Genomic DNA, 20741 nt, shown 5'->3' on the forward strand with positions numbered 1-20741 from the left:
GGAGTCCGCATGCGCGCTCGACAACTTGGCATCACCCTTGGCCTGGGCACTCCCGGCCCGTTCAACGCGATCACCGACGTTCCCGGCGTGCGCGTCGGCCACAGCACCCTGAACCAGCGGATCGACGGCAGGCAGGTTCGCACCGGCGTCACCCTGGTCCAGCCGCGCGCCGGTGCGGCGCGCCTGCAACCCTGCTTCGCCGGCTGCCATGTGCTCAACGGCAACGGCGACGCCACGGGCCTGGAGTGGATCCGCGAGGCCGGCCTGCTGACCACCCCGATCGCCATCACCAATACCCACAGCGTCGGCGCGGTGCGCGACGCGCTGATCGCCGAGGAGCGCGCCGAACTCGGCGACAGCGGGCTGTACTGGTGCATGCCGGTGGTGATGGAGACCTTCGACGGCCTGCTCAACGATATCTGGGGCCAGCACGTCGGCGCCCGCCAGGTCGGCGAGGCGCTGGCCTGCGCCGAGTCCGGACCGGTCCGCGAAGGTTCGGTGGGCGGCGGCACCGGGATGATCTGTCACGAGTTCAAGGGCGGCATCGGCAGCGCGTCGCGGCGGCTTCCGGCGGAGCAGGGCGGCTGGACGGTGGGCGCGCTGGTCCAGGCCAACCACGGCCAGCGCCGCGAGCTGCGGGTCGACGGCTATCCGGTCGGCCGCCGGCTGGGCGACATCCCCTCGCCGTTCAGCGAGGAAGGCACCCCGGGCATGGGCTCCATCGTGGTGATCCTGGCCACCGACGCGCCACTGTTGCCGCACCAGTGCCAGCGCCTGGCGCAGCGCGCCTCGATCGGCATCGCTCGCACCGGCGGCGGTACCGAGGACTCCAGTGGCGACGTGTTCCTCGCCTTCGCCACCGGCAACCAGGACCTGCCGCCAGCCGACTATGCGCGTAAGGACCTGCCGCAGAGCACGCCGCTGCGGATGCTCAACAACGACCACATCTCGCCGTTGTTCGCCGCGGCGGCGGAGGCGGTGGAAGAAGCCATCGTCAACGTGCTGCTGGCCGGCGAGGACATGCGCACCGAGGACGGCCGGCTGGTGCCCGCGCTGAAGGGGGAGACGCTCCTGGCGGCGCTGCGCGAGACCGGCTGGCCGGGACGCTGAAAGCGGCTCAGCGCCAGCCGCGGGTGCGCGCCACCGCTTCGCTGAAACGCACCTGCCAGCGCCGGGCGGTGCCGGCGTCGACCCGCGGCTGGAACTCCGTGCGGGTGTTGCGCGGCTCCGCCAGCTCGTAGCCGAGGCCACGCGCGGCAAGGGCGGCGCAACCGAAGGCGGTGAGTTCGTCGAAGCGCTGGGTGACGATGCGCCGTTGCAGGCTGTCGGCGAGGAACTGGGCGAAGTAGGGGCTGCGCGCCAGGCCGCCGTCGATGGACAGGCGGTCGGTGACCTTCAGGTAGCCGTCCATCGCCTGGATCACCTCGGCGCTGCGCAGCACCACGCCTTCGAGCAGGGCCTGGCAGAGGTCCTCGCGGCGGGTGCCGGCGTCCATTCCCAGCCACATCGCGCCAGCGCTGCGGTCCCAGTGCGGGCATGCGAGTCCCGACAGGGCCGGGACGAAGGCCAGGCCGCGCTCGATGGCCGGCGGCCGGTCGAAGCCGGCCAGTTCCGAGAAGTCGCTGAACAGGCCGAGACGCCCGGCCCACTCGACCGCGGCGCTGGCGTCGTAGACCCCGCCGTCCATGGCGTACACCGGTTTGCCATCGATCTGCCAGGCGATGGTGGCGAGCAGGCCTGTCTCCGGCGAGCGGATGATCCGCTCGCCGCTGAGGGTCAGGGCGAAGGCGCCGGTGCCGAAGGTGATCTTCGCATCACCCGGCTGGCGGCAGCCGTGACCGTAGAGCGAGGCCTGCTGGTCGACCACCGAGGCCGTCAGCGGGGTGTTGCCGATCACCCCGAAATGGCCGACGGTATCGCGGATTTCCGGCAGGCACTCGATCGGCACGCCGAACAGGGCGCACAGTTCGGGGTCCCAGCGGCCCTCGGCGAGGTTCATCAATGCGGTGCGCGAGGCGGTGGTGACGTCGGTGGCGAAGGTTCCGCACAAGCGGTCGAGAAACCAGGCGTCGCTGGTTCCCAGGCGCAGGCGGCCAGCCTCGAGAGCCCGGCGAGCGGCAGGGAGATGCTCGACGATCCAGCCCAGCTTGCTGGCCGAGAAATAGGCGTCGAGCGGCAGGCCGCTGCGTTCCACGACCAGCGCCTCGGCGCCGCTGGCGCGTAGACGCTCGATGTGCGGGGTGGTGCGGTTGTCCTGCCAGACGATCAGCGGCGACAACGGCTCGCCGCTGCGGGCGTCCCAGGCCATGCAGCTTTCGCCCTGGTTGGCGAGGCCGATGGCGTCGACCCGGCCGCTGGCCTCCAGGCAGCGTTGCAGGTTGGCCAGCAGTTCCAGCGGATCGTGCTCGACCCAGCCGGACTGCGGATGGTGTTGCTGGTGACGCAGCGCCAACTGAATATCGGCGCTGCCGTCCTGGCTGGCGACCAGCACGCGGGTACTGGTGGTTCCCTGGTCGAGGGCGGCGATTCGCATGGTCGGTTCTCTTCGCGGGTTCAGTGGCCGGAGGTGAGGAAGGCGACTTCCAGGCGCCGGGTGTCCGGCGGTAGGCGCAGGGCGGCCAGCGGCACCAGCAGGCGGCGCTCCGGCAGGCAGGACAGGGCGCGCTCCCACACCGGGCGACCATCGGCCAGTATCCGCAGGCGGCCGCTGGCGGCCTCGCTTACGCGTAGCTGCAGATGCGCCAGGCCGGGTGTCGGGTCGGCCAGCAGCCGCTGCGGCACGCACAGCTTGAGCGGACCGCTGCAATCGATGGCTATGCCAGGCGCGGCGACCGGCAGTTCGGCCCGCAGGTCGGCGGCCAGCAGGCCGGCTATCCTTCGTCCCTCGCGGAACGACCAGCCGGCGGTCTCGATCGGCCGGAGCAGGTTGCCGGCGGCGAAATAGGCGGGGTCGGAGCAGCGGCCGAACTGATCGATGCGCGGGCCGCCGCTGGCCGGGTCCAGTTCCAGGTGGCTGAGGCGGACCAGGCTCGATTCGGGAACGAAGCGTCCGCTGAGGAGGATGCCGTCGCAGGCGATCCGTTCGACCCGCCCGTCGCCCAGGCGTACCCGCGCCGCCTCGACCCGGCCGCGGCCTTCGATCTCCAGCAGCTCGCTGGAGAAGTGCATCGGTACTCCGCACAGCCTGGGAAACAACGATAGCGGCCAACGCGCAGTGGCCCGTGCGTTGCGTTCGAGCATGGCCACCGGGCGGATGCCGGCACGCCGGCAGCTCATCACGGCGGACAGGCTGACCAACTCGGTGCCGACGATCAGCGGCCGTTCGAACGGCTTCAGGCCTTGCAGATAGAGATAGGCTTGCAGCGCGCCGGTATTGATCACGCCCAGTGGCCGGTCGCCGCCCAGCAGGCGCGCCGAGCGCGGCGTCTCGCGTGCGCCGGTGGCCAGCAGCACGCGTGTCGCGCGCAGACTGCGCGGGCCTTCGGGGGTGGCCAGTTGCAGCAGACCGGCGGCGGCGAGAGCGACCACGCTATGGCGCAGGCGGATATCCACCCCGGCCCGTTCAGCCTGTTCGACGTTACGCAGCGCGTAGGCCGGGCCGGTCAACAGGCGGCCGTGCTCGCGCAGGCCGAACGGCGGATGCGCGCAATGCCGGGGTATACCGCCGGCCTCGCCGTCGCGCTCCAGCACGCAGACCCGGGCGACGCCCTGGCGGCGTAGTTCGATGGCGGCCGCCAATCCGGCGGGACCGCTGCCGACGATGGCGACGTCGACCTGTTCAGTGATGCTCATGGCAACTCCCGGTGGCGAGGGGCTGGGCGAGGCGGCCGGCGCTCAGCTCGGCGACCCGCGCGTTGCAGTAGAAACCCTGGCAGCGTCCCATGCAGGCGCGGGTGCGACGCTTCAGGCCGCCGAAGTCGCCGGCTGGCAGCGGGCCTTCCAGGGCGGCGAGGATTTCCCGGCGGGTGACCATCTCGCAGTGGCAGACGATCTCGTCGTAGCCGGGACGCTGCCAGTCGCGCGGCAGGTGTTCGGCGAGGTTCGGTACCTGCGGCCAGAGCGGCTCGCGAACCGCTTCGTGGAAACGCCCACCCTGGTAGAGACGATAGACGTGGCGTGCGATGCCCAGCGCCGCGGTGAGACCGGTGGAACGGATGCCGCCGACACTGATCCAGTTGCGTCCGTCGACCTGGCGGATGCGGTATTCCTTCTTTTCGCTGGCCGGTCGCAATCCTGCGTAGGTGGCGGTGACCGGCATGCCGCGCAGGCCGGGGATCCGCTCGACGGCGGCGTCGATCAGTCGCTGCAGGGTGTCGCTGTCGACCCGTGCCTGTTCGCGGTCGTCCTGTTCCTCGGCGGTGGGGCCGGCGAGCAGGTTGCCGAAGACAGTACGGGTGAATACCACGCCCTTGGTCCGCTCGTTGGGCACCGGTAGCAGGATGTGCCGCAGCAGCGCCGCGGCGGCCTTGTCGAAGACCACGAACTGGCCCTTGCGCGGATGGATGGCGAAGCTCGCCGCGCCGAGCAGGCGCTGTTCCAGTTGGTCACCGAAGAGTCCGGCGCAGTTGATTACCTGGCGCGCGCGCAGATCGCCGCGGCGGGTATGCAACAGCCATTCGCCGCCGTCGAAGGCGCCGTCCAGCACTTCGACGTCGAAACAGGCCTCGGCGCCATGGGCCAGCGCCTGTTGCAGATAGGCGAGCGGCGCGGACCAGGGGTCGACCAGATGCTCACCGGGGACCCGCACCGCGCCGAGCACGTTGCCGGCCAACTGCGGCTCCAGCGCCAGGACCTCGTCGCGACCGACCTGGCGGACGTCATCGACACCGTTGCCGTGGGCCTGCTCGACGATGGCCGGCAGGCGCGCCAGATCCTCGTCGCTCCATGCCGCCACCAGGGCGCCGGTTTCCAGCAGCGGCAGGTTGAGGCGCGCATGGATGTCGCGGTATTCGCGATAGCCCTCCTGCATGCAGGCCAGTTCGATGCTGCCGGGCGGCGCGTCGAAGCCGGTATGAAGGATCGCGCTGTTGCCCTTGCTGGCACCGGAGAGGATGTCGGTGCTTTTTTCCAGCAGGACCACCCGCGCACCTTCCAGGGCGAAGCGGCGGGCCATGGCGCAACCCACCACGCCAGCGCCGATCACTGCAACGTCGAAGATCGCGGTCTTTGTCGCAAGCGGCTCAGTCATCGTTTCTGCCTGTTTCTTTTGGTATCAGTTTGCTTTTTGACCGTAACACTGAATTTTCACACAGAATTTTATGTGAAATTTGTTGTTTTAATGTGGCAACTGAAAGAGAAACAGTCAATCTATTAATCGACGGGCAGCCACCGGCACAGCCCCGGCCTGTCTCCGGGGCTGCCCGCGAGGGGAATCAGGCCTGCGGGGTGCGCAGGGGGGCTTCGTGGACTTCCACCCGCGCCTGTTGCAGGGCTTCCCAGAGTTCCCCGGTAGGCTTGCGGTCGACCACCAGGCGGTTGATCCGGCTCAGCGGGAAGACCTGGAACAGGGCGCGCCGGCCGAGCTTCGAGGAGTCGGCGATAACCGTCAGTTGGCGAGCCTGGGCGATCATGGCGCGGGCGATCTCGGCTTCCTCGATGGAAAAATCCATGGCGCCATCGCCGTTCAGCGCGCCGACGGTAATTACCGCATGCTCGGCGTTGAACCGGGCGATCTGCTCGATGGCCAGGGCGCCGACGTTCTGTTCGGACTCCGGGCGGTACTCGCCGCCGATCATGAATGCGCGGTTGCCGGAGGCGCCGACGCTGCCGGCGATCAACAGCGAGTTGGTGATCACCGTCAGATGGCTCTGGCGCGCCAGTTCGCGGGCGAACAGCAGGGTGGTGGTGCCGGTGTCGATGAAGATGCTGTCACTGGGGCCGAACAGGCCGGCGGCGTAGCGGGCGACTGCGCGTTTTTCCTGGGCGTGCTCGTTCATTCGCGTCTGGAAGGCGTTCTCGTGCTCGCCGCTGGGCGGCAGGGCGGCCCCTCCGTGGAATTTGCTGACCAGGCCTTGTTCGGCCAGCGCGGCGAGGTCGCGGCGAATGGTTTCCTGGGAGGTGGAAAGGGTCCGCGCCAGTTCGTCCACCGAGATCCGCTCGCGCTGGCGCAGCAATTCGAGAATGTGGCGGCGGCGTTCCTCGGGGCGCATCGTGTTCTCCCATGGGCCGCATCCTGGTGCGGCGATTGTTACCGTGAATCGCCCGGTAGCGCCTGGCGGCGCTGGGCGGAAGGGGGCGGGGCGAGGCTTTGCGCAGGCCCGGCGGAAAATCCCACAGGTCCGTAAGGCAGGTACGCTCTTGGATTGGCCGCCTACTTGACCGTATGGGTGACCAATTTAGGTAAAACGAACCTTCAAATCAACACGAAAACCAAATTGTGGCACGCGAAATGCGAGTGTTCGCTTCGGCGGAGCGACCGGCGTGGCCGGCCTCCCGACCAGACAACCAGAAGAACGCATCCCGCTACGGGAGCCTGCCGAGGGGAGAACGACGCAGATGGCCGAGTTCGGAAACTATGTGATTTACCTGATCATGCTGGGTGCGGTACTTGGCGCGCTGGCTTCCATCCTGCGCCCGGAAAGCGGTCTGGGCCGCGAGTTCGTCAACGGCATCCACGCCATCGGTCCGGTGTTCCTCGCCCAGGCCGGCATCATGGTAGCCATTCCCTATCTGTCGAAGGCGATTTCCCATGCCCTCGGCCCGTTCTTCCAGACCCTCGGTTCCGACGTATCCATCGCCGCGCTGTCGATCATCGCGGTGGACATGGGCGGCTACCAGTTGGCCGATGCCCTGACCGCCAACCGCGACATGTGGATTACCGCCATGCTGGTGGGCTACACCTCCGGCGCGACCATCGTCTACCTGATCCCGGTCGGCCTGACCATGCTCGAGCGCAAGGACCACAAGTACCTGGCGCTGGGGGCGATGGCCGGGTTGATCAGCATTCCGTTCGCGGTGCTGGCGGCGTTGCTGCTGATTACCCTCAACCACATCCCGGTGCGCGAACTGGTATCGACCGGTTCGCCGGCCCTGCACTACCTGTCGCTGGACTTCCTCGGCATGCTTCGGCTGCTAGCGCCGCTGTTCGTCTTCTGCTTCCTGCTGGCCGCCGGCCTGAAGTACCGGGCGACGGCGATGGTCACCGGGTTCCTGGTATTCGGCAAGGTGATGGATGCGTTCATCAAGATGGCCCTGGCGCTTTCCATTGTCCAGCACTTCACCGGAGTCTTCACCAAGGTCTTCGGCGGCTGGGGCTTCGACCCGATGTTCGCCGACGAGAAAGAGTTGTTCCGCGCCATCGAGATCGCTGGCTACATCGGCATCATGCTGGCCGGGACCTTCCCCATCTGCTACCTGTTCCAGCGCTACTGCAAGCGCCCGATGGCGGTCCTCGGCCGTTACCTGGGGCTGTCCCAGCCGGGCGCCACCGCCTTTGTCATGGTGCTGGCGAACATCATCGCCACCTACCACCTGTTCAAATACATGAATGCTCGCGACAAGGTGCTTTGCGTGGCCCTGGGCGTCTGCGCCCAGGCCACCATCGGCGATCACCTGGCATTCACCGCCAACTTCCAGCCGACGCTGATCCTGCCGATCCTGCTCGGCAAATTGTTCGGCGGCCTGCTGGCGGTATTCATCGCCATCCGCATCTCGGTGCCTGCCGCCGAGCGCTATGCCCGGCAGGAGCAGGAGCATGACGAGGCGGAAAAAAGCGCCCTGCACGCAGCCTGAAACATCCCCCGACGAGCGCCGCGAGCCATCGCGGCGTCGCTTTCCGCAACGAGGTAACCATGCGCAAGATATTCCTAGCTTGTCCCTACAGCCATGCCGACGCCGAGGTGGTCGAGCAGCGCTTCCGTGCCTGCAACGAGGTCGCGGCGACCATCGTCCGCGCTGGCCACGTGGTATTCAGCCAGGTCTCCATGTCCCACCCGATCAACCTGTGCCTGGCCGATCTCGACCGCGCGGCGATCGGCAGGTTGTGGGCGCCGGTGGACGCCTTCTACATGGATCACCTGGAAGAGCTGATCGTCCTCGACCTGCCGGGCTGGCGAGACAGCGCCGGCATCCGCCGCGAGATGGAGTTCTTCGAGGCCGGCGGACAGCGGGTGAGCCTCTGGTCCGAGGTGGAGCACGAGTTTCGCTGAGGCGGCAGTGGCTGAACTGCAAGCCGAATGAAAAAGCCGGAAGCGCGAGCGCTTCCGGCTTTTTCGTCGAGCGGCGAGGGATCAGTTGGGGCTGTAGATCTGGTCGAATACGCCGCCGTCGATGAAGTGGGTCTTCTGCACGCTGCGCCAGTCGCCGAAGGTCTTCTCCACCGAGAAGAAGTCGACTTTCGGGAAGCGGTCGGCGAACTTGGCGAGGATCTCCGGGTTGCGCGGGCGCAGGTAGTTGTTGGCGGCGATGGTCTGGCCCTCGTCCGACCACAGGTACTTCAGGTAGGCCTCGGCCTGGGCGCGGCTGCCTTTCTTCTCGACCACCTTGTCGACCACCGCCACGGGGGGCTCGGCCTCGGCGGACACGCTCGGGTAGACCACCTCGAAGCCGCCTCGGCCGAATTCGCGGGCGATCATCTCGGCTTCGTTCTCGAAGGTCACCAGTACGTCGCCGATCTGGTTCTGCATGAAGGTAGTGGTGGCGGCGCGGCCGCCGGTGTCGAGCACCGGTACCTGCTTGAACAGCTTGCCGACGAATTCCTTGGCCTTGTTCTCGTCACCGCCGTTCTTCAGCACGTAGCCCCAGGCGGAGAGATAGGTATAGCGGCCGTTGCCGGAGGTCTTGGGGTTCGGCACCACTACCTGGACGCCGTCCTTGAGCAGGTCCGGCCAGTCCTTCAGGGCCTTGGGGTTGCCCTTGCGAACGATGAACACGGTGGCCGAGGTGAACGGCGCGCTGTTGTTCGGCAGGCGGGTCGCCCAGTCCTTCGGCACCAGGCCGCCGTTGTCGGCGAGGGCGTCGATGTCGGTGGCCTGGTTCATGGTGATGACGTCGGCGGGCAGACCGTCGATCACCGAGCGCGCCTGCTTGCTGGAACCGCCATGGGACATCTGGATGGTGATGTTCTCGCCTTTCTCCGCTTTCCAGTATTTCTGGAAGGCCGGGTTGTATTCCTTGTAGAAGTCGCGCATCACGTCGTAGGAGACGTTGAGCAGGGGCTGGGCGGCGTGAGCGGCGCCGCCGAGCGCCAGGCCGGCGGCCAGCAGGGAGGCGCTGAACAGTCGTTTCACAGGGCAGTTCCTTTGGGCATGTTGTAGTGGCTCGACTATAACGTCGGGTTATATGCAGGGTAAATATCAAAAACTGCTTTGCTTATTACCCGCTCGAGCCTATGCCGCGGCCGGCGCTTTGGCCAGCGCTAGTCGAGGCCGCTGACCGCCAGGTCCTTGGGATACTCCACGCTGAACTTCAGGGTGGCGCTGCGTTTCTCGCCGGGTTGCAGGGTCCAGTCCCACTTCAGCTTGCCGTCGTCCTCGCGCTTGATTTCCTGCGCCTTGGGTTCCAGCAAGGTGACCTGGATCTGCTCGTTGCGCGAGACCGGCAACTGGTCCTCGAACTGCACGCGTTCGGCGTTCTTGTGGTTGTTGCGCACGTCGATGCGGAATTCGTAGTTGACCCGCGTGCGGTTGCCGATCAGGCCGCTGCTGTCGGTGTAGCGCTTGACCAGCTTGCGTTCGATGCCGATGCCCTCGTCGGCGCCCAGTGCCAGTTCGAAGCTTTCCCCGGGCATCACCCCGCGCAGATGGCCGCTGGCGACGAAGCTGTTGCCGAGAAAGGTATTCAGGGTGCCGGGGAGCAGCGGGTAGTCGCTGTCGTTGCGGGTCTCCGCCTCCAGGTAGGCGGTTTCGCGCAGGGCCGGGGCCGCCAGGTAGCGCAGCTTGGCCGGCATTTCCAGGCGGGCGATGGTGACCTTCTGCGCGCTGCCGTCGCTGTTCAGGGTCGCCGGCACGGGGATGTGGAAAGAGGCGCTGGCGGCTCCGCTGCTGACCTCCGCGGTGGCGAGCCGCGCCTCGGCCAGCTTCGGCGCCGAGGCCGGCATGGCCATCTTCGCCGAGGTCCTGGCGATGGGCGCGGCTTGCGGCATGGGCGCCGGAGCGTCCTGCATGGCCATCTCGGCACCGTAGTAGGCGTTGGGCGCGTCGATGTCGACGATCCAGGGATTCAGCCGCGGTACGTTGCCGCCCAGGGCCGGACGGGCGGTGGAGAGGGTCAGGTCGATGTCGGTCCAGTCTTCGCCGCTGCTCTGCCGGACCAGGCCCTGGTAGGTCAGTTCGATGGTCTTCGCGCCGTCGCGCAGGCGTGCGTCGTAGGTCGGCTGCCAGGAGGCGTCGCGCAGGGTGTAGTCGAGCTTCACCTCGACCTGTGCCGGTTGCTCCAGGGCGACCCGCAGGACCGCGCGCTTGAAGCGCTTGCCGTCGCCGTTGAGGGTGCCGCGCTGCTCCTGCAACTGCTGCTTGCGCTGTTCCAGTTCGGCGGCGCGGTCGTCCAGCTGGCGCTGCTCGGCGAGCAGGCGTTCGAGGTTGCCTTCGGTCAGTTGCAGCAGGCTCTTCAGCTCGTCGATGCCGGGCATGGGGCGATCCTTGCCGGGCTGGGTGCTGCCGCTCTGGATGTCGGCGAGGAACTTCTTCTGCGCTTCGAGCACGCTGCCGCGGTCATGGATTTCCCGCAGTTGCCGGTCTATCTCGCGCAGTTGCTGGTCGAGCTGCTGCACACGATTGTCGTCCGGACGCTCGACCCGTTGCGCGGCGCTGCTGACGTCGAGCAGGGTGGCGGCGGCGCTGGCGCCGAGGGACGCGCGCAGGCTGGCGTCGTCGAGCTGGAAGGGCAGTTGCTCCAGGGCGATCTCATGCTGGCCCTTGGGCAATTGCAGGCGGGCGGTGCGGGTGACCACGGCACGGTCGGCGTAGACGGTGACCGCGCTGATGCGGCTGTCGACCGCTTGTGGCGCGGCCAGCAACGGAGCGCTGGCGAACAGGCCGGCGAACAGGAGCGGAGAGGCGGCGAGTCGATTCACGAGATCTCTTCCTTGGGCGGATGGAGGGGCGAGGAACCCGTGCGTGCGGTCCCTTCCTGCTGCCTGAGACGCAAGCGCGGTGAAAGACGGGTTAAGCGGCGCGAAGAAATTTTCCCGTGCGGCTCAGGCCGGCTGTTCCAGGCGCTCCAGGGCACCGCGCAGGTTGGCGCGGGCGGCGGCCTCCCAGCGCTGCCGCAGCGGTTCGCAGTGGTACAGCGCCGGTTGCTCCAGCAACTGGCGCAGCAACTTGCCGCGCCCGGCGCGGAACAGCGGTTCCGGCACCCAGGCGTATTCGGCGCGGACGTCCGCCTCGTAGCGTGCGTAGACCGGCGCCGGCGCGGCGAGGATGGCGAGGTCGAGATCCACCACCAGGGCTGCGTCGGCGTCTCCCGGCGGCGCCTGGTGACAGGTGGCCATGATCAGTTCGCGCAGGGCCGGCCGCAGCGCCGCCAGCCCGGCCTGGTCGAGCCAGCGCTCGGTGCTGGCGGCGCTGGCGGCCTCGTTGTCCTGGCGCTGGGTGTCGTAGACCAGGTCGTGGGTCCACAACGCCAGCTCCACCAGGTCCGGCCGCCGCGCCAGTTGGCGCCAGCGGTCGAAGTGCTCCAGGCAGGCGAGGATGTGGCGATCGCTGTGGTAGTGCCGGTCGGCCCCGCCATAGGCCGCCAGCAGCGCGTCGAAGGCATCCGCCGGCGGGTTGCCGCCGAGTCGCTGCCAGAGGGCGTCCCAGCGCTGCCGGTCAAGACTTCTCATGGCTGCCTTCCTCGCGAGGGAACAACGGGTTGCCGCAGCGGCAGCAGAATGCCGCCTGCACTTCGTGGGTCGCCTTGCGGCACACCGGGCAATCCCGCTGCAGCAGGTTGGCCGGGTCCTGGCGCATCGCGGTGGCGAGTTCGGCGGTGAAGATCCCGGTGGGCACCGCGATGATCGAGTAGCCGGTGAGCATCACCAGGCTGGCGATGGCCTGGCCGAGCGGGGTCTTCGGGGTGATGTCGCCGAAGCCGACCGTGGTCAGGGTGACGATCGCCCAGTAGATGCCGCGGGGGATGCTGGTGAAACCGTGCTCCGGGCCTTCGACCACGTACATCAGCGCGCCGAACACGGTGACCAGGGTCATCACGGTGAGGAAGAACACGATGATCTTCTGCTTGCTGCCGCGCAGGGCGGTGAGCAGGAAATTGGCCTGGCTCAGGTACTGGCGCAGCTTGAGCACACGGAAGATCCGCAGCATGCGTATCACCCTGACGATCAGCAGGTACTGGGCGTCGGGGTAGAGCAGGGCGAGGAAGCCGGGGAGGATCGCCAGCAGGTCGACCAGGCCGTAGAAGCTGAAGGCATAGCGCAGCGGCTTGGGCGAGCAGTACAGGCGCAGCAGGTATTCCACCAGGAAGATACCGGTGAAGCCCCATTCGATGTAGGCCAGCAGGTCGCCGTAGTCCTGGTGGATCTCGTCGATGCTGTCGATCATCACTACCAGCAGGCTGGCCAGGATCACCAGCAGCAGCGCGCTGTCGAAGCGCCGGCCGTCGCGGGTGTCGGTCTGGAAGATGACGATGTAGAGGCGTTCGCGCCAGCTGTCGGGTGCGCTCATCGTGGCTCCTGATGATGGATGCGGCACCTTACCAGACTAGCCCGCCGGCGCCAGCGTTCCCCGCTCAGGAGCGCCGCCGGCCGAGGCGCGCGCCGAGGCTGCCGGCCAGGCGCAGGTAAAGGCGCTCGCCGCCAATGCAGAGCAGGCAGGCGAGGATGAACGGTGCGGTCAGCGCCGGCAGGCCGAGCAGGCCGAACAGCGGTTGCAGCGCCACCGCCAGGCCCATGCCGAGCAGTGGCGGCCAGACGCTGCGGTAGCGCAAGGCCAGGGCCAGCCCGGCAAGAGCGGCGTTCAGGCCGTAGAGCCCGGCGAGCGCGCTCGCCCAGTCGTAGCCCAGCAGCCAGGCCAGCGGCAGGCTGGCCGCGGCGCCGGCGAGGGCCCAGGCGGCCGAGGGACGCGAGACCAGCAGCAGGCCGAGCCAGACCAGCAGCCCTGCCAGCGGTTCACCGAGGAAGATGATCTCGCCGATCCCCAGCGTTAGCGCCGCCAGCTCCGCCGTGCCGCTCCAGGCGCAGCTGAAGCAGCCGCCATGGGCCGCCGGGGCCAGGCCTAGCCAGGCGCCGAGGGGCACCAGCCACCAGCCGTTGAGGACGAAGCCCAGGGTATAGGGCGGTAGCCAGCGGCGTCGGCGCAGCCCATGCAGGAACAGGCGCTGCAACGCCACGCTGGCCAGGCAGCCGAGCGCTACCAGCGACACCAGTCCCGGCGACCAGGCGAAGCGGAATGCCAGCAGCATGCCGATCAGCACGGCGTTGTAACCGTACAGCCCGGCCTCGATGTCGCTGTCGGCGCAACGCAACAGGCGCGCCAGCAACGGGCCGAGGGCGCCGCCAAGGAGGGCGCCGGCGAGCAGCGGCGGCGCGCCGACGGCGATCGCCAGCAGACAGGCCAGGCCCAGGCGTGGGTCGCCCTGGAGGAACACCTGGCTGATGCCGCGCAGGAGGATTCGGGATGCATTGAGGAGAGGTTGCAGGGGCATGGCGGTCAGTGCGGCAAGGGCCGCTCGGCAGGCACGGAGATGCCAGGCCTGCGCGAGGGGCGGGGGTGGTCATTGTAGGGCCGGTAGCGGAGGCGACGCACCCCGGACGAGAAGGCCAGGCGAGGGTCATGCATGCAGGGCGTTCCAAGAAGAAAAAAAGACCTCCGGCAGGAGTTGAACCGGAGGCCTTGAATGTCCATGGCCTGCATGGGAGTGCGCGAGGGAGGCCATGGTCCGACAAGAAGGTCTTTCCCGGATGGATGGAGACGCGGCCCCGTATTTCCGGCCCCATCCATCCGAGAGAGACAAGGGTGGCCCGACCCGCATGCCCGGGGGGACGGCGCGGGCCGGACCGAACTCGTTGCTTCAGAGGCCTCCCAGCGGCGGCGCCACGGTCTCGATGCGCAGCATGTTGGTCGAGCCGGGGCGACCGAACGGTACGCCGGCGGTGACCACCACGGTGTCGCCGCGGCGCGCCATGCGCTGGGCCAGGGCGATGTCGAGGGCGGTCGAGCAGATCTCGTCGACGTGCGCCAGTTGCTCGTTGACCACCGAATACACGCCCCAGGCCACGGTCAGTCGCCGCGCGGTGCGCAGGTTCGGGGTCAGGCTGAGGATCGGCGCCTTGGGCCGCTCGCGGGCGGCGCGCAGGGTCGAGTTGCCCGACTCGGTGTAGTTCACCAGCACCGCCACCGGGAGGATCCGGCTGACCCGGCGGATCGCGCAGCTGATCGCATCGGAGACGGTAGCGTCGGGCTGCGGACGGTTGACCTCGAGCTGGACGTGGTAGTCCGGCTCGGCCTCCACCTGGCGGACGATCTTCGCCATCATCTCTACCGCCTCGCGAGGGTATTGTCCGGAAGCGGTTTCCGCCGAGAGCATCACCGCGTCGGCGCCGGCGCCCACCGCGGTGGCTACGTCGGTCACCTCGGCGCGGGTCGGGGCGGGGGAGAAGCGCATCGACTCGAGCATCTGGGTGGCCACCACCACCGGCTTGCCGAGCTGGCGGCAGACCTGGACGATGCGTTTCTGGATGCCCGGCACGCTCTCCGCCGGCACCTCTACGCCGAGGTCGCCGCGCGCCACCATGATCGCGTCGGCGCGCTCGGCGATCGCCTCGATGGCGCTCACCGCGCTGGGCTTCTCGATCTTGGCCATGAGGAAGGCCTTGTCGCCGATCAGCCCACGGGCCTCGTCGATGTCCTCCGGGCGTTGCACGAAGGACAGCGCCACCCAGTCGACCCCCAGTTCCAGGCCGAAGGCCAGGTCGCGGCGGTCCTTGTCGGTCAGCGGGCTGAGTTGCAGCACCGCTTCCGGCACGTTGACGCCCTTGCGATCGGACAGCTCGCCACCCACCGCCACGCGGGTCTCGATGGCGTCGCTGTGGCAGTTGACCACTTCCAGGCGGATCTTGCCGTCGTCCAGCAGCAGGCTCATACCCGGCTCCAGGGCATGGATGATCTCCGGATGCGGCAGGTTGACCCGCCGCTCGTCACCGGGGACGTCGCTGAGGTCGAGGGTGAAGGTCTGCCCGCGCTGCAATTGCACGGCACCGGCGGCGAAGCGGCCGACCCGCAGCTTCGGACCCTGCAGGTCCATGAGCACGCCGATCGGGTAGTTCAGTTCCGCTTCCACCTCGCGCACCCAGGCGAAGCGCTGCGCGTGATCGGCGTAGTCGCCGTGGCTGAAGTTCAGGCGGAACAGGTTGGCGCCGGCCTCCACCAGGGCACGGATATCGTCGCGGCTGCGGGTGGCCGGGCCGAGGGTGGCGAGGATCTTGGCTTTCTTGTCGGCTGTCATGTCAGGACTCGAGGATGAGAATGGCGCGGAAGTCGTTCACGTTGGTGCGGGTCGGTCCGGTCACCAGCAGGTCGCCGAGGGTCTGGAAATAGCCGTAGCCGTTGTTGTCGTCGAGCTCGTCGCGGATCTTCAGCCCGGCCTTTTCGCCGCGGGCATGGGAGCAGGGCGTCATCAGCGCGCCGGCGTTGTCTTCCGAGCCGTCGATGCCGTCGGTGTCGCCGGCCAGGGCCCAGATGTTCGGTTCGCCCTTTAGCTCGGCGGTGAGGCTGAGGAGGAACTCGGCGTTGCGTCCGCCGCGACCGTTGCCGCGCACGGTGACGGTGGTCTCGCCGCCGGAGAGGATCACGCAGGGCGCCGCCAGCGGCTGGCCGTGCTTGCGGATCTGCCGGGCGATGCCGGCGTGGACCTTGGCGACTTCCCGCGCCTCGCCCTCCAGGTCGCCGAGGATCAGCGTCGAGAAGCCGGCCGCGCGGCACTTCACCGCTGCTGCGTCGAGGGCGTTCTGTGGCGTGGCGATCAACTGGAAGTGGCTGCGCGCCAGGTACAGGTCGTCGGGCTTGACGGTTTCCGAACGTGGGTCGGCGAGCCAGTCGAGGACGTTCTGCGGCACGTCGATGGCGTAGCGCCTGAGGATCGCCAGGGCGTCGGCGGAGGTGGTCGGGTCGCCGACGCTGGGGCCGGAGGCGATCACCGTGGCCTCGTCGCCGGGAACGTCGGAAATCGCGTAGGTATAGACGCTGGCCGGCCAGCAGGCCTTGGCCAGGCGACCGCCCTTGATCGCCGAGAGGTGCTTGCGCACGCAGTTCATCTCGCCGATGGCGGCGCCGGACTTGAGCAGCGCCTTGTTCACCGCCTGCTTGTCCGCCAGGCCAATGCCTTCGGCAGGCAGCGAAAGCAGTGCGGAGCCGCCGCCTGAGAGAAGGAAGATCACCCGGTCGCTCTCGTTCAGGCCGCTGATCAGTTCCAGCACGCGACGGGCGACGCGCTCGCCGGCGTCGTCGGGCACCGGATGGGAGGCTTCCACCACCTCGATGCGACTGCATTGCGCGCCGTAGCGGTAAGGCGCCACTACCAGGCCCTGGATCTCGCCCTGCCAGTGCTTCTCCACCACTTCGGCCATGGCTCCGGCGGCCTTGCCGGCACCGATGACGATGGCGCGCCCGCTGCGATCTTCCGGCAGGTGGTCGGCCAGCACCTGGTAGGGATGGCCGGCTGCCACCGCGGTATTGAACAGCTCGGTGAGAAAGGCGCGTGGATCGGTACTCATGACAGGCTCCGAATTTCTTGTTGTCGTGCCGCCGGTCGGGCCGGCGGTCGCAGCGTCGTCGACGCTTCCATTCCGCAGCACCCGCGCCGGCGGGAACTGGGGAATGGAAGCGAGGCGCCCGGACGCAGAGGCCGTGAATCTCCCGGCCGGGCGTTCGCTTCCTTTACCCCGCCTTGTGGGCGGGGAAGGAAGAGGGCGGCGGCGAACACCGGAGTTCGCCGACCGTTCCTCTCCCCGAGCCCTTCGAAAAGGGGTTCGTCGCTCCGCGCGGGGTGACGGCCCGCGCGGACTGCGGATCACTCGTCGCGGATCGAGAAGTTGGCCATGTGCTCCAGGCCCTTGATCAGCGCCGAGTGGTCCCAGTTACTGCCGCCGATGGCCGCGCAGGTGCTGAACACCTGCTGGGCGTTGGCGGTGTTGGGCAGGTTCAGGTTCAGCTCGCGGGCGCCGGCCAGGGCCAGGTTGAGGTCCTTCTGGTGCAGGCTGATGCGGAAGCCCGGGTCGAAGGTGCCCTTGACCATGCGTTCGCCGTGCACCTCGAGGATCCGCGAGGAGGCGAAGCCACCCATCAGCGCCTCGCGCACCTTGGCCGGATCGGCGCCGTTGCGGGCGGCGAACAGCAGGGCCTCGGCGACCGCCTGGATGTTCAGCGCGACGATGATCTGGTTGGCCACCTTGGCGGTCTGGCCGTCGCCGTTGCCGCCGACGCGGGTGATGTTCTTGCCCATCGCCTGGAACAGCGGCAGGGCGCGTTCGAAGGTGTTCGGGCAGCCGCCGACCATGATGCTCAGGGTCGCCGCCTTGGCGCCGACCTCGCCGCCGGAGACCGGGGCGTCCAGGTACTGCGCGCCGGTAGCCTTGATCTTCTCGGCGAAGCCCTTGGTGGCGGTGGGGGAGATCGAACTCATGTCGATCACCACCTTGTTCGGGCCGACGCCCTCGGCGATACCGTCCTTGCGGAACAGCACATCCTCGACCTGCGGGGTGTCCGGCACCATGACGATGATGAACTCGGCTTCCTGGGCCACTTCCTTCGGGTTGGCCAGGGCAATGGCGCCGGCCTCCAGCAGGTCGGCCGGAGCGGCGTCGTGGTGGGTGGAAAGGAACAGGCTGTGGCCGGCCTTCTGCAGGTTCTGCGCCATGGGCTTGCCCATGATTCCGGTGCCGATGAATCCGATCTTGGCCATGAGAGTGTCTCCTGGTTCTGTCTGTCGAGTGGCTCCGCGCAGGGAGGCGGGAGCGTCTTGTTCGTGGGTGCGGATCAGACGACGTTGTGCGTCTTCATCCAGCCGAGGCCGGCTTCGGTGGTGGTGGCCGGCTTGTACTCGCAGCCGATCCAGCCCTGGTAGCCGATGCGGTCCAGGTGCTCGAAGAGGAAGCGGTAGTTGATCTCGCCGGTGCCCGGTTCGTGGCGGCCGGGGTTGTCGGCGAGTTGCACGTGGTTGATCGCCGCCAACTGGTTTTCCAGGGTGCGGGCCAGGTCGCCTTCCATGATCTGCATGTGATAGATGTCGTATTGCAGGAACAGGTTGGCGCTGCCGACCTTGTCGCGGATCTCCAGGGCCTGGCGGGTGTTCTGCAGGTAGAAGCCGGGGATGTCGAGGGTGTTGATCATCTCCATGACCAGGCGGATGCCTGCGGCTTCCAGCTTGTCGGCGGCGTAGCGCAGGTTGTCGACGAAGGTCTTCTCGACGCTGGCACAGTCGTGCCCCTGCGGCCGGATCCCGGCGAGGCAGTTCACCTGGCGGTTGCCCAGCACCCTGGCGTAGGCGATGGCCTTGTCGACCCCCTCGCGGAACTCCTGGACCCGATCCGGGTGGCAGGCGATGCCGCGCTCGCCCTTGGCCCAGTCGCCGGCCGGCAGGTTGAACAGCACCTGCTCCAGGCCGTTGGCTTCCAGGCGGGCCTTGATCGCCTCGGCCTCGACGTCATAGGGGAAGAGGTACTCGACGCCGGCGAAGCCGGCCTTGGCGGCGGCGTCGAAGCGTTCGAGGAAATCCACCTCGGTGAACAGCATGGACAGGTTGGCGCAGAAACGGGGCATGTCTTGCTCCTATCGTTCGGTCAAACGTTCGGGAGGCCTTTCGCCGGGGGCGGGGTGCCGCACGCACCGTCCGCGCCTCCGGGAAAGGCCGGCGATCAGTCGAGCAGCGAGATGGCGGTCGGCGCGTCGGCGCCTTTCTCGGCCAGTTCCTCGAACTCGTTGATGGCGTTGATCTCGGTACCCATGGAGATGTTGGTGACGCGCTCCAGGATCACCTCGACCACCACCGGCACCTGGTGCTGCTGCATCAGTTCGCGGGCCTTGGCCAGGGCGGCGCCGATCTCGTTCGGGTCGAACACCCGGATCGCCTTGCAGCCCAGGCCCTCGACCACCGCGACGTGGTCGACGCCGTAGCCTTCCAGCTCGGGGGCGTTGATGTTGTCGAAGGCCAGCTGCACGCAATAGTCCATGTCGAAGCCGCGCTGCGCCTGGCGGATCAGGCCCAGGTAGGAGTTGTTCACCAGTACGTGGATATAGGGCAGCTTGAACTGCGCGCCGACCGCCAGTTCCTCGATCATGAACTGGAAGTCGTAGTCGCCGGAGAGCGCCACCACCTGGCGGCTCGGGTCGGCCTTGACCACCCCCAGCGCGGCGGGAATGGTCCAGCCCAGCGGGCCGGCCTGGCCGCAGTTGATCCAGTGGCGCGGTTGGTAGACATGGAGGAACTGTGCGCCGGCGATCTGCGACAGGCCGATGGTGCTGACGTAGCAGGCATCCTTGCCGAAGAACTCGTTCATCTCTTCGTAGACGCGCTGCGGTTTCACCGGCACGTTGTCGAAGTGGGTCTTGCGCTGCAGCGTGCGTTTGCGCTGCTGGCAGCTTTCCAGCCAGGCGGCGCGCGACTTCAGCTTGCCGGCGGCCTTCCACTCGCGGGCCACTTCGAGGAATGCGTCGAGGGCGGCGCCGGCGTCGGAGACGATGCCCAGGTCGGGCATGAACACCCGGCCGATCTGGGTCGGTTCGATGTCGACATGGATGAAGCGGCGACCTTCGGTATAGACCTCGACGCTGCCGGTGTGGCGGTTGGCCCAGCGGTTGCCGATGCCGAGCACCAGGTCGGATTCCAGCAGGGTGGCGTTGCCGTAGCGGTGCGAGGTCTGCAGGCCGACCATGCCGGCCATCTGCGGGTGGTCGTCGGGGATTACGCCCCAGCCCATCAGGGTCGGGATCACCGGGATGCCGGTCAGCTCGGCGAATTCGCGGAAGCGCTCGGCGGCGTCGGCGTTGAAGATGCCGCCGCCGGCCACCAGCAGCGGGCGCTCGGCTTCGTCGAGCATGGCCAGGACCTTCTCGGCCTGGACCCGGGTGGCCTTCGGCTTGCTCACCGGGAGGGGCTCGTAGGCGTCGATGTCGAACTCGATCTCGGCCATCTGTACGTCGAACGGCAGGTCGATCAGTACCGGGCCGGGCCGGTCGCTGCGCATCAGCTGGAAGGCCTTCTGGAATACGTAGGGGACCTGGGCCGGTTCCAGCACGGTGGTCGCCCACTTGGCCACCGGCGCGGCGATGCTGGAGATGTCGACCGCCTGGAAGTCTTCCTTGTGCAGGCGGGCGCGCGGTGCCTGGCCGGTAATGCAGAGAATCGGGATGGAGTCGGCGGAGGCGGAGTAGAGGCCGGTGATCATGTCGGTGCCGGCAGGGCCGGAGGTGCCGATGCAGACGCCGATGTTGCCGGCCTTGGTACGGGTGTAGCCCTCGGCCATGTGCGAGGCGCCTTCGACGTGACGGGCCAGGACATGGTCGATGCCGCCGATCTTCTTCAGCGCGGCGTACATGGGGTTGATCGCGGCACCGGGGACGCCGAACGCGGTATCCACGCCTTCGCGGCGCATCACCAGTACGGCGGCTTCGATTGCTCTCATTCTGGCCATCGTTTTGTTCCTCGTTCTTATACTAATTGTGTACAAAAGTTGGAACGATTCTAGGCAGAGGGGCAGCGCAAGGTCAAGATGGGTTGTATACGCTGGAAAAAGCCGCTGAAATCAATTTTTCCATAATGAAAACAATGAATTACCATTTTTGTTAGCAGGCTTATAAAACCAGCGTTTGAAA

The 20741-nt window shown here is 67.7% G+C and carries 17 protein-coding genes; 3 read left to right on the forward strand and 14 right to left on the reverse strand.

Annotated elements, in window-relative coordinates; translation table 11 throughout:
- The first annotated feature begins 9 nt into the window (after window positions 1-9).
- Window positions 10-1110 carry a DmpA family aminopeptidase gene (locus tag AC4OR5_RS13885; RefSeq protein WP_003087164.1) on the forward strand — a complete coding sequence of 367 codons (1101 nt, stop codon included), beginning with the start codon at window positions 10-12 and terminating at the stop codon, window positions 1108-1110.
- Between the two features lie 7 nt (window positions 1111-1117).
- Here the strand turns inward: AC4OR5_RS13885 and AC4OR5_RS13890 are convergent, their stop codons facing one another.
- From AC4OR5_RS13890 to AC4OR5_RS13905, 4 genes are all read right to left on the reverse strand, one after another.
- Window positions 1118-2533 (reverse strand): glycerol kinase, encoded by a 1416-nt coding sequence (locus tag AC4OR5_RS13890; protein WP_023106823.1) that lies wholly within the window; start codon window positions 2531-2533, stop codon window positions 1118-1120.
- A 20-nt stretch (window positions 2534-2553) separates the two neighbouring features.
- Window positions 2554-3792, reverse strand: coding sequence for an NAD(P)/FAD-dependent oxidoreductase (locus AC4OR5_RS13895; RefSeq protein ID WP_003133161.1), 1239 nt, complete (start codon window positions 3790-3792; stop codon window positions 2554-2556).
- Window positions 3779-5188, reverse strand: coding sequence for an NAD(P)/FAD-dependent oxidoreductase (locus tag AC4OR5_RS13900; protein ID WP_023095868.1), 1410 nt, complete (start codon window positions 5186-5188; stop codon window positions 3779-3781). Before AC4OR5_RS13900 ends, AC4OR5_RS13895 begins: the two co-directional genes overlap by 14 nt.
- A gap of 184 nt (window positions 5189-5372) precedes the next feature.
- Window positions 5373-6149, reverse strand: coding sequence for a DeoR/GlpR family DNA-binding transcription regulator (locus AC4OR5_RS13905; RefSeq protein WP_058160342.1), 777 nt, complete (start codon window positions 6147-6149; stop codon window positions 5373-5375).
- A gap of 346 nt (window positions 6150-6495) precedes the next feature.
- Here AC4OR5_RS13905 and eutH point away from each other — a divergent pair, with 346 nt between their 5' ends.
- Both eutH and AC4OR5_RS13915 read left to right on the forward strand, forming a co-directional pair.
- Complete coding sequence (gene eutH, locus AC4OR5_RS13910; protein WP_003087169.1) at window positions 6496-7731, forward strand: ethanolamine utilization protein EutH; 1236 nt, start codon at window positions 6496-6498, stop codon at window positions 7729-7731.
- A 59-nt stretch (window positions 7732-7790) separates the two neighbouring features.
- The gene (locus AC4OR5_RS13915) at window positions 7791-8147 is read left to right on the forward strand and encodes a DUF1937 family protein (RefSeq protein ID WP_003087170.1); all 357 of its coding nucleotides are present in this window, start codon (window positions 7791-7793) and stop codon (window positions 8145-8147) included.
- A gap of 81 nt (window positions 8148-8228) precedes the next feature.
- Here AC4OR5_RS13915 and AC4OR5_RS13920 read toward each other — a convergent pair whose 3' ends face one another.
- From AC4OR5_RS13920 to gcl, 10 genes are all read right to left on the reverse strand, one after another.
- Window positions 8229-9227, reverse strand: a complete 999-nt coding sequence (locus AC4OR5_RS13920) for a sulfate ABC transporter substrate-binding protein (protein ID WP_003087175.1) — start codon at window positions 9225-9227, stop codon at window positions 8229-8231.
- Window positions 9228-9355: 128 nt separating this feature from the next.
- Window positions 9356-11011: a mucoidy inhibitor MuiA gene (gene muiA / locus AC4OR5_RS13925; protein ID WP_009314771.1), complete on the reverse strand. Its 1656-nt coding sequence runs from the start codon at window positions 11009-11011 to the stop codon at window positions 9356-9358.
- A gap of 123 nt (window positions 11012-11134) precedes the next feature.
- Window positions 11135-11761, reverse strand: coding sequence for an HD domain-containing protein (locus AC4OR5_RS13930; RefSeq protein WP_058160341.1), 627 nt, complete (start codon window positions 11759-11761; stop codon window positions 11135-11137).
- Window positions 11748-12599: an ion transporter gene (locus AC4OR5_RS13935; RefSeq protein WP_043095442.1), complete on the reverse strand. Its 852-nt coding sequence runs from the start codon at window positions 12597-12599 to the stop codon at window positions 11748-11750. Before AC4OR5_RS13935 ends, AC4OR5_RS13930 begins: the two co-directional genes overlap by 14 nt.
- Before the next feature lie 64 nt (window positions 12600-12663).
- Window positions 12664-13578, reverse strand: a complete 915-nt coding sequence (locus AC4OR5_RS13940) for an urea transporter (RefSeq protein ID WP_003117787.1) — start codon at window positions 13576-13578, stop codon at window positions 12664-12666.
- A 366-nt stretch (window positions 13579-13944) separates the two neighbouring features.
- The gene (gene pyk / locus AC4OR5_RS13945; RefSeq protein ID WP_003117786.1) at window positions 13945-15378 is read right to left on the reverse strand and encodes a pyruvate kinase; all 1434 of its coding nucleotides are present in this window, start codon (window positions 15376-15378) and stop codon (window positions 13945-13947) included.
- 1 nt (window position 15379) lies between these two features.
- Window positions 15380-16645: a glycerate kinase type-2 family protein gene (locus AC4OR5_RS13950; RefSeq protein ID WP_023875556.1), complete on the reverse strand. Its 1266-nt coding sequence runs from the start codon at window positions 16643-16645 to the stop codon at window positions 15380-15382.
- Between the two features lie 296 nt (window positions 16646-16941).
- Window positions 16942-17832, reverse strand: a complete 891-nt coding sequence (locus AC4OR5_RS13955) for a 2-hydroxy-3-oxopropionate reductase (protein ID WP_003087180.1) — start codon at window positions 17830-17832, stop codon at window positions 16942-16944.
- A gap of 74 nt (window positions 17833-17906) precedes the next feature.
- The gene (gene hyi, locus AC4OR5_RS13960; protein ID WP_003087181.1) at window positions 17907-18689 is read right to left on the reverse strand and encodes a hydroxypyruvate isomerase; all 783 of its coding nucleotides are present in this window, start codon (window positions 18687-18689) and stop codon (window positions 17907-17909) included.
- Between the two features lie 95 nt (window positions 18690-18784).
- Window positions 18785-20560, reverse strand: a complete 1776-nt coding sequence (gcl, locus tag AC4OR5_RS13965) for a glyoxylate carboligase (protein ID WP_003087182.1) — start codon at window positions 20558-20560, stop codon at window positions 18785-18787.
- Between the last annotated feature and the right edge of the window lie 181 nt (window positions 20561-20741).

It is taken from the genome of Pseudomonas sp. YA1 (genome assembly GCF_058680555.1).

Coding starts and splice junctions, on each gene's coding strand:
- AC4OR5_RS13890 (WP_023106823.1), bottom strand. CDS start 2,533: ATGCGAATCGCCGCCCTCGACCAGGGAACCACCAGTACCCGCGTGCTG.
- AC4OR5_RS13895 (WP_003133161.1), bottom strand. CDS start 3,792: ATGAGCATCACTGAACAGGTCGACGTCGCCATCGTCGGCAGCGGTCCC.
- pyk (WP_003117786.1), bottom strand. CDS start 15,378: ATGACAGCCGACAAGAAAGCCAAGATCCTCGCCACCCTCGGCCCGGCC.
- AC4OR5_RS13905 (WP_058160342.1), bottom strand. CDS start 6,149: ATGCGCCCCGAGGAACGCCGCCGCCACATTCTCGAATTGCTGCGCCAG.
- hyi (WP_003087181.1), bottom strand. CDS start 18,689: ATGCCCCGTTTCTGCGCCAACCTGTCCATGCTGTTCACCGAGGTGGAT.
- AC4OR5_RS13915 (WP_003087170.1), top strand. CDS start 7,791: ATGCGCAAGATATTCCTAGCTTGTCCCTACAGCCATGCCGACGCCGAG.
- AC4OR5_RS13900 (WP_023095868.1), bottom strand. CDS start 5,188: ATGACTGAGCCGCTTGCGACAAAGACCGCGATCTTCGACGTTGCAGTG.
- AC4OR5_RS13940 (WP_003117787.1), bottom strand. CDS start 13,578: ATGCCCCTGCAACCTCTCCTCAATGCATCCCGAATCCTCCTGCGCGGC.
- AC4OR5_RS13935 (WP_043095442.1), bottom strand. CDS start 12,599: ATGAGCGCACCCGACAGCTGGCGCGAACGCCTCTACATCGTCATCTTC.
- AC4OR5_RS13885 (WP_003087164.1), top strand. CDS start 10: ATGCGCGCTCGACAACTTGGCATCACCCTTGGCCTGGGCACTCCCGGC.
- AC4OR5_RS13950 (WP_023875556.1), bottom strand. CDS start 16,645: ATGAGTACCGATCCACGCGCCTTTCTCACCGAGCTGTTCAATACCGCG.
- AC4OR5_RS13930 (WP_058160341.1), bottom strand. CDS start 11,761: ATGAGAAGTCTTGACCGGCAGCGCTGGGACGCCCTCTGGCAGCGACTC.
- gcl (WP_003087182.1), bottom strand. CDS start 20,560: ATGGCCAGAATGAGAGCAATCGAAGCCGCCGTACTGGTGATGCGCCGC.
- AC4OR5_RS13955 (WP_003087180.1), bottom strand. CDS start 17,832: ATGGCCAAGATCGGATTCATCGGCACCGGAATCATGGGCAAGCCCATG.
- eutH (WP_003087169.1), top strand. CDS start 6,496: ATGGCCGAGTTCGGAAACTATGTGATTTACCTGATCATGCTGGGTGCG.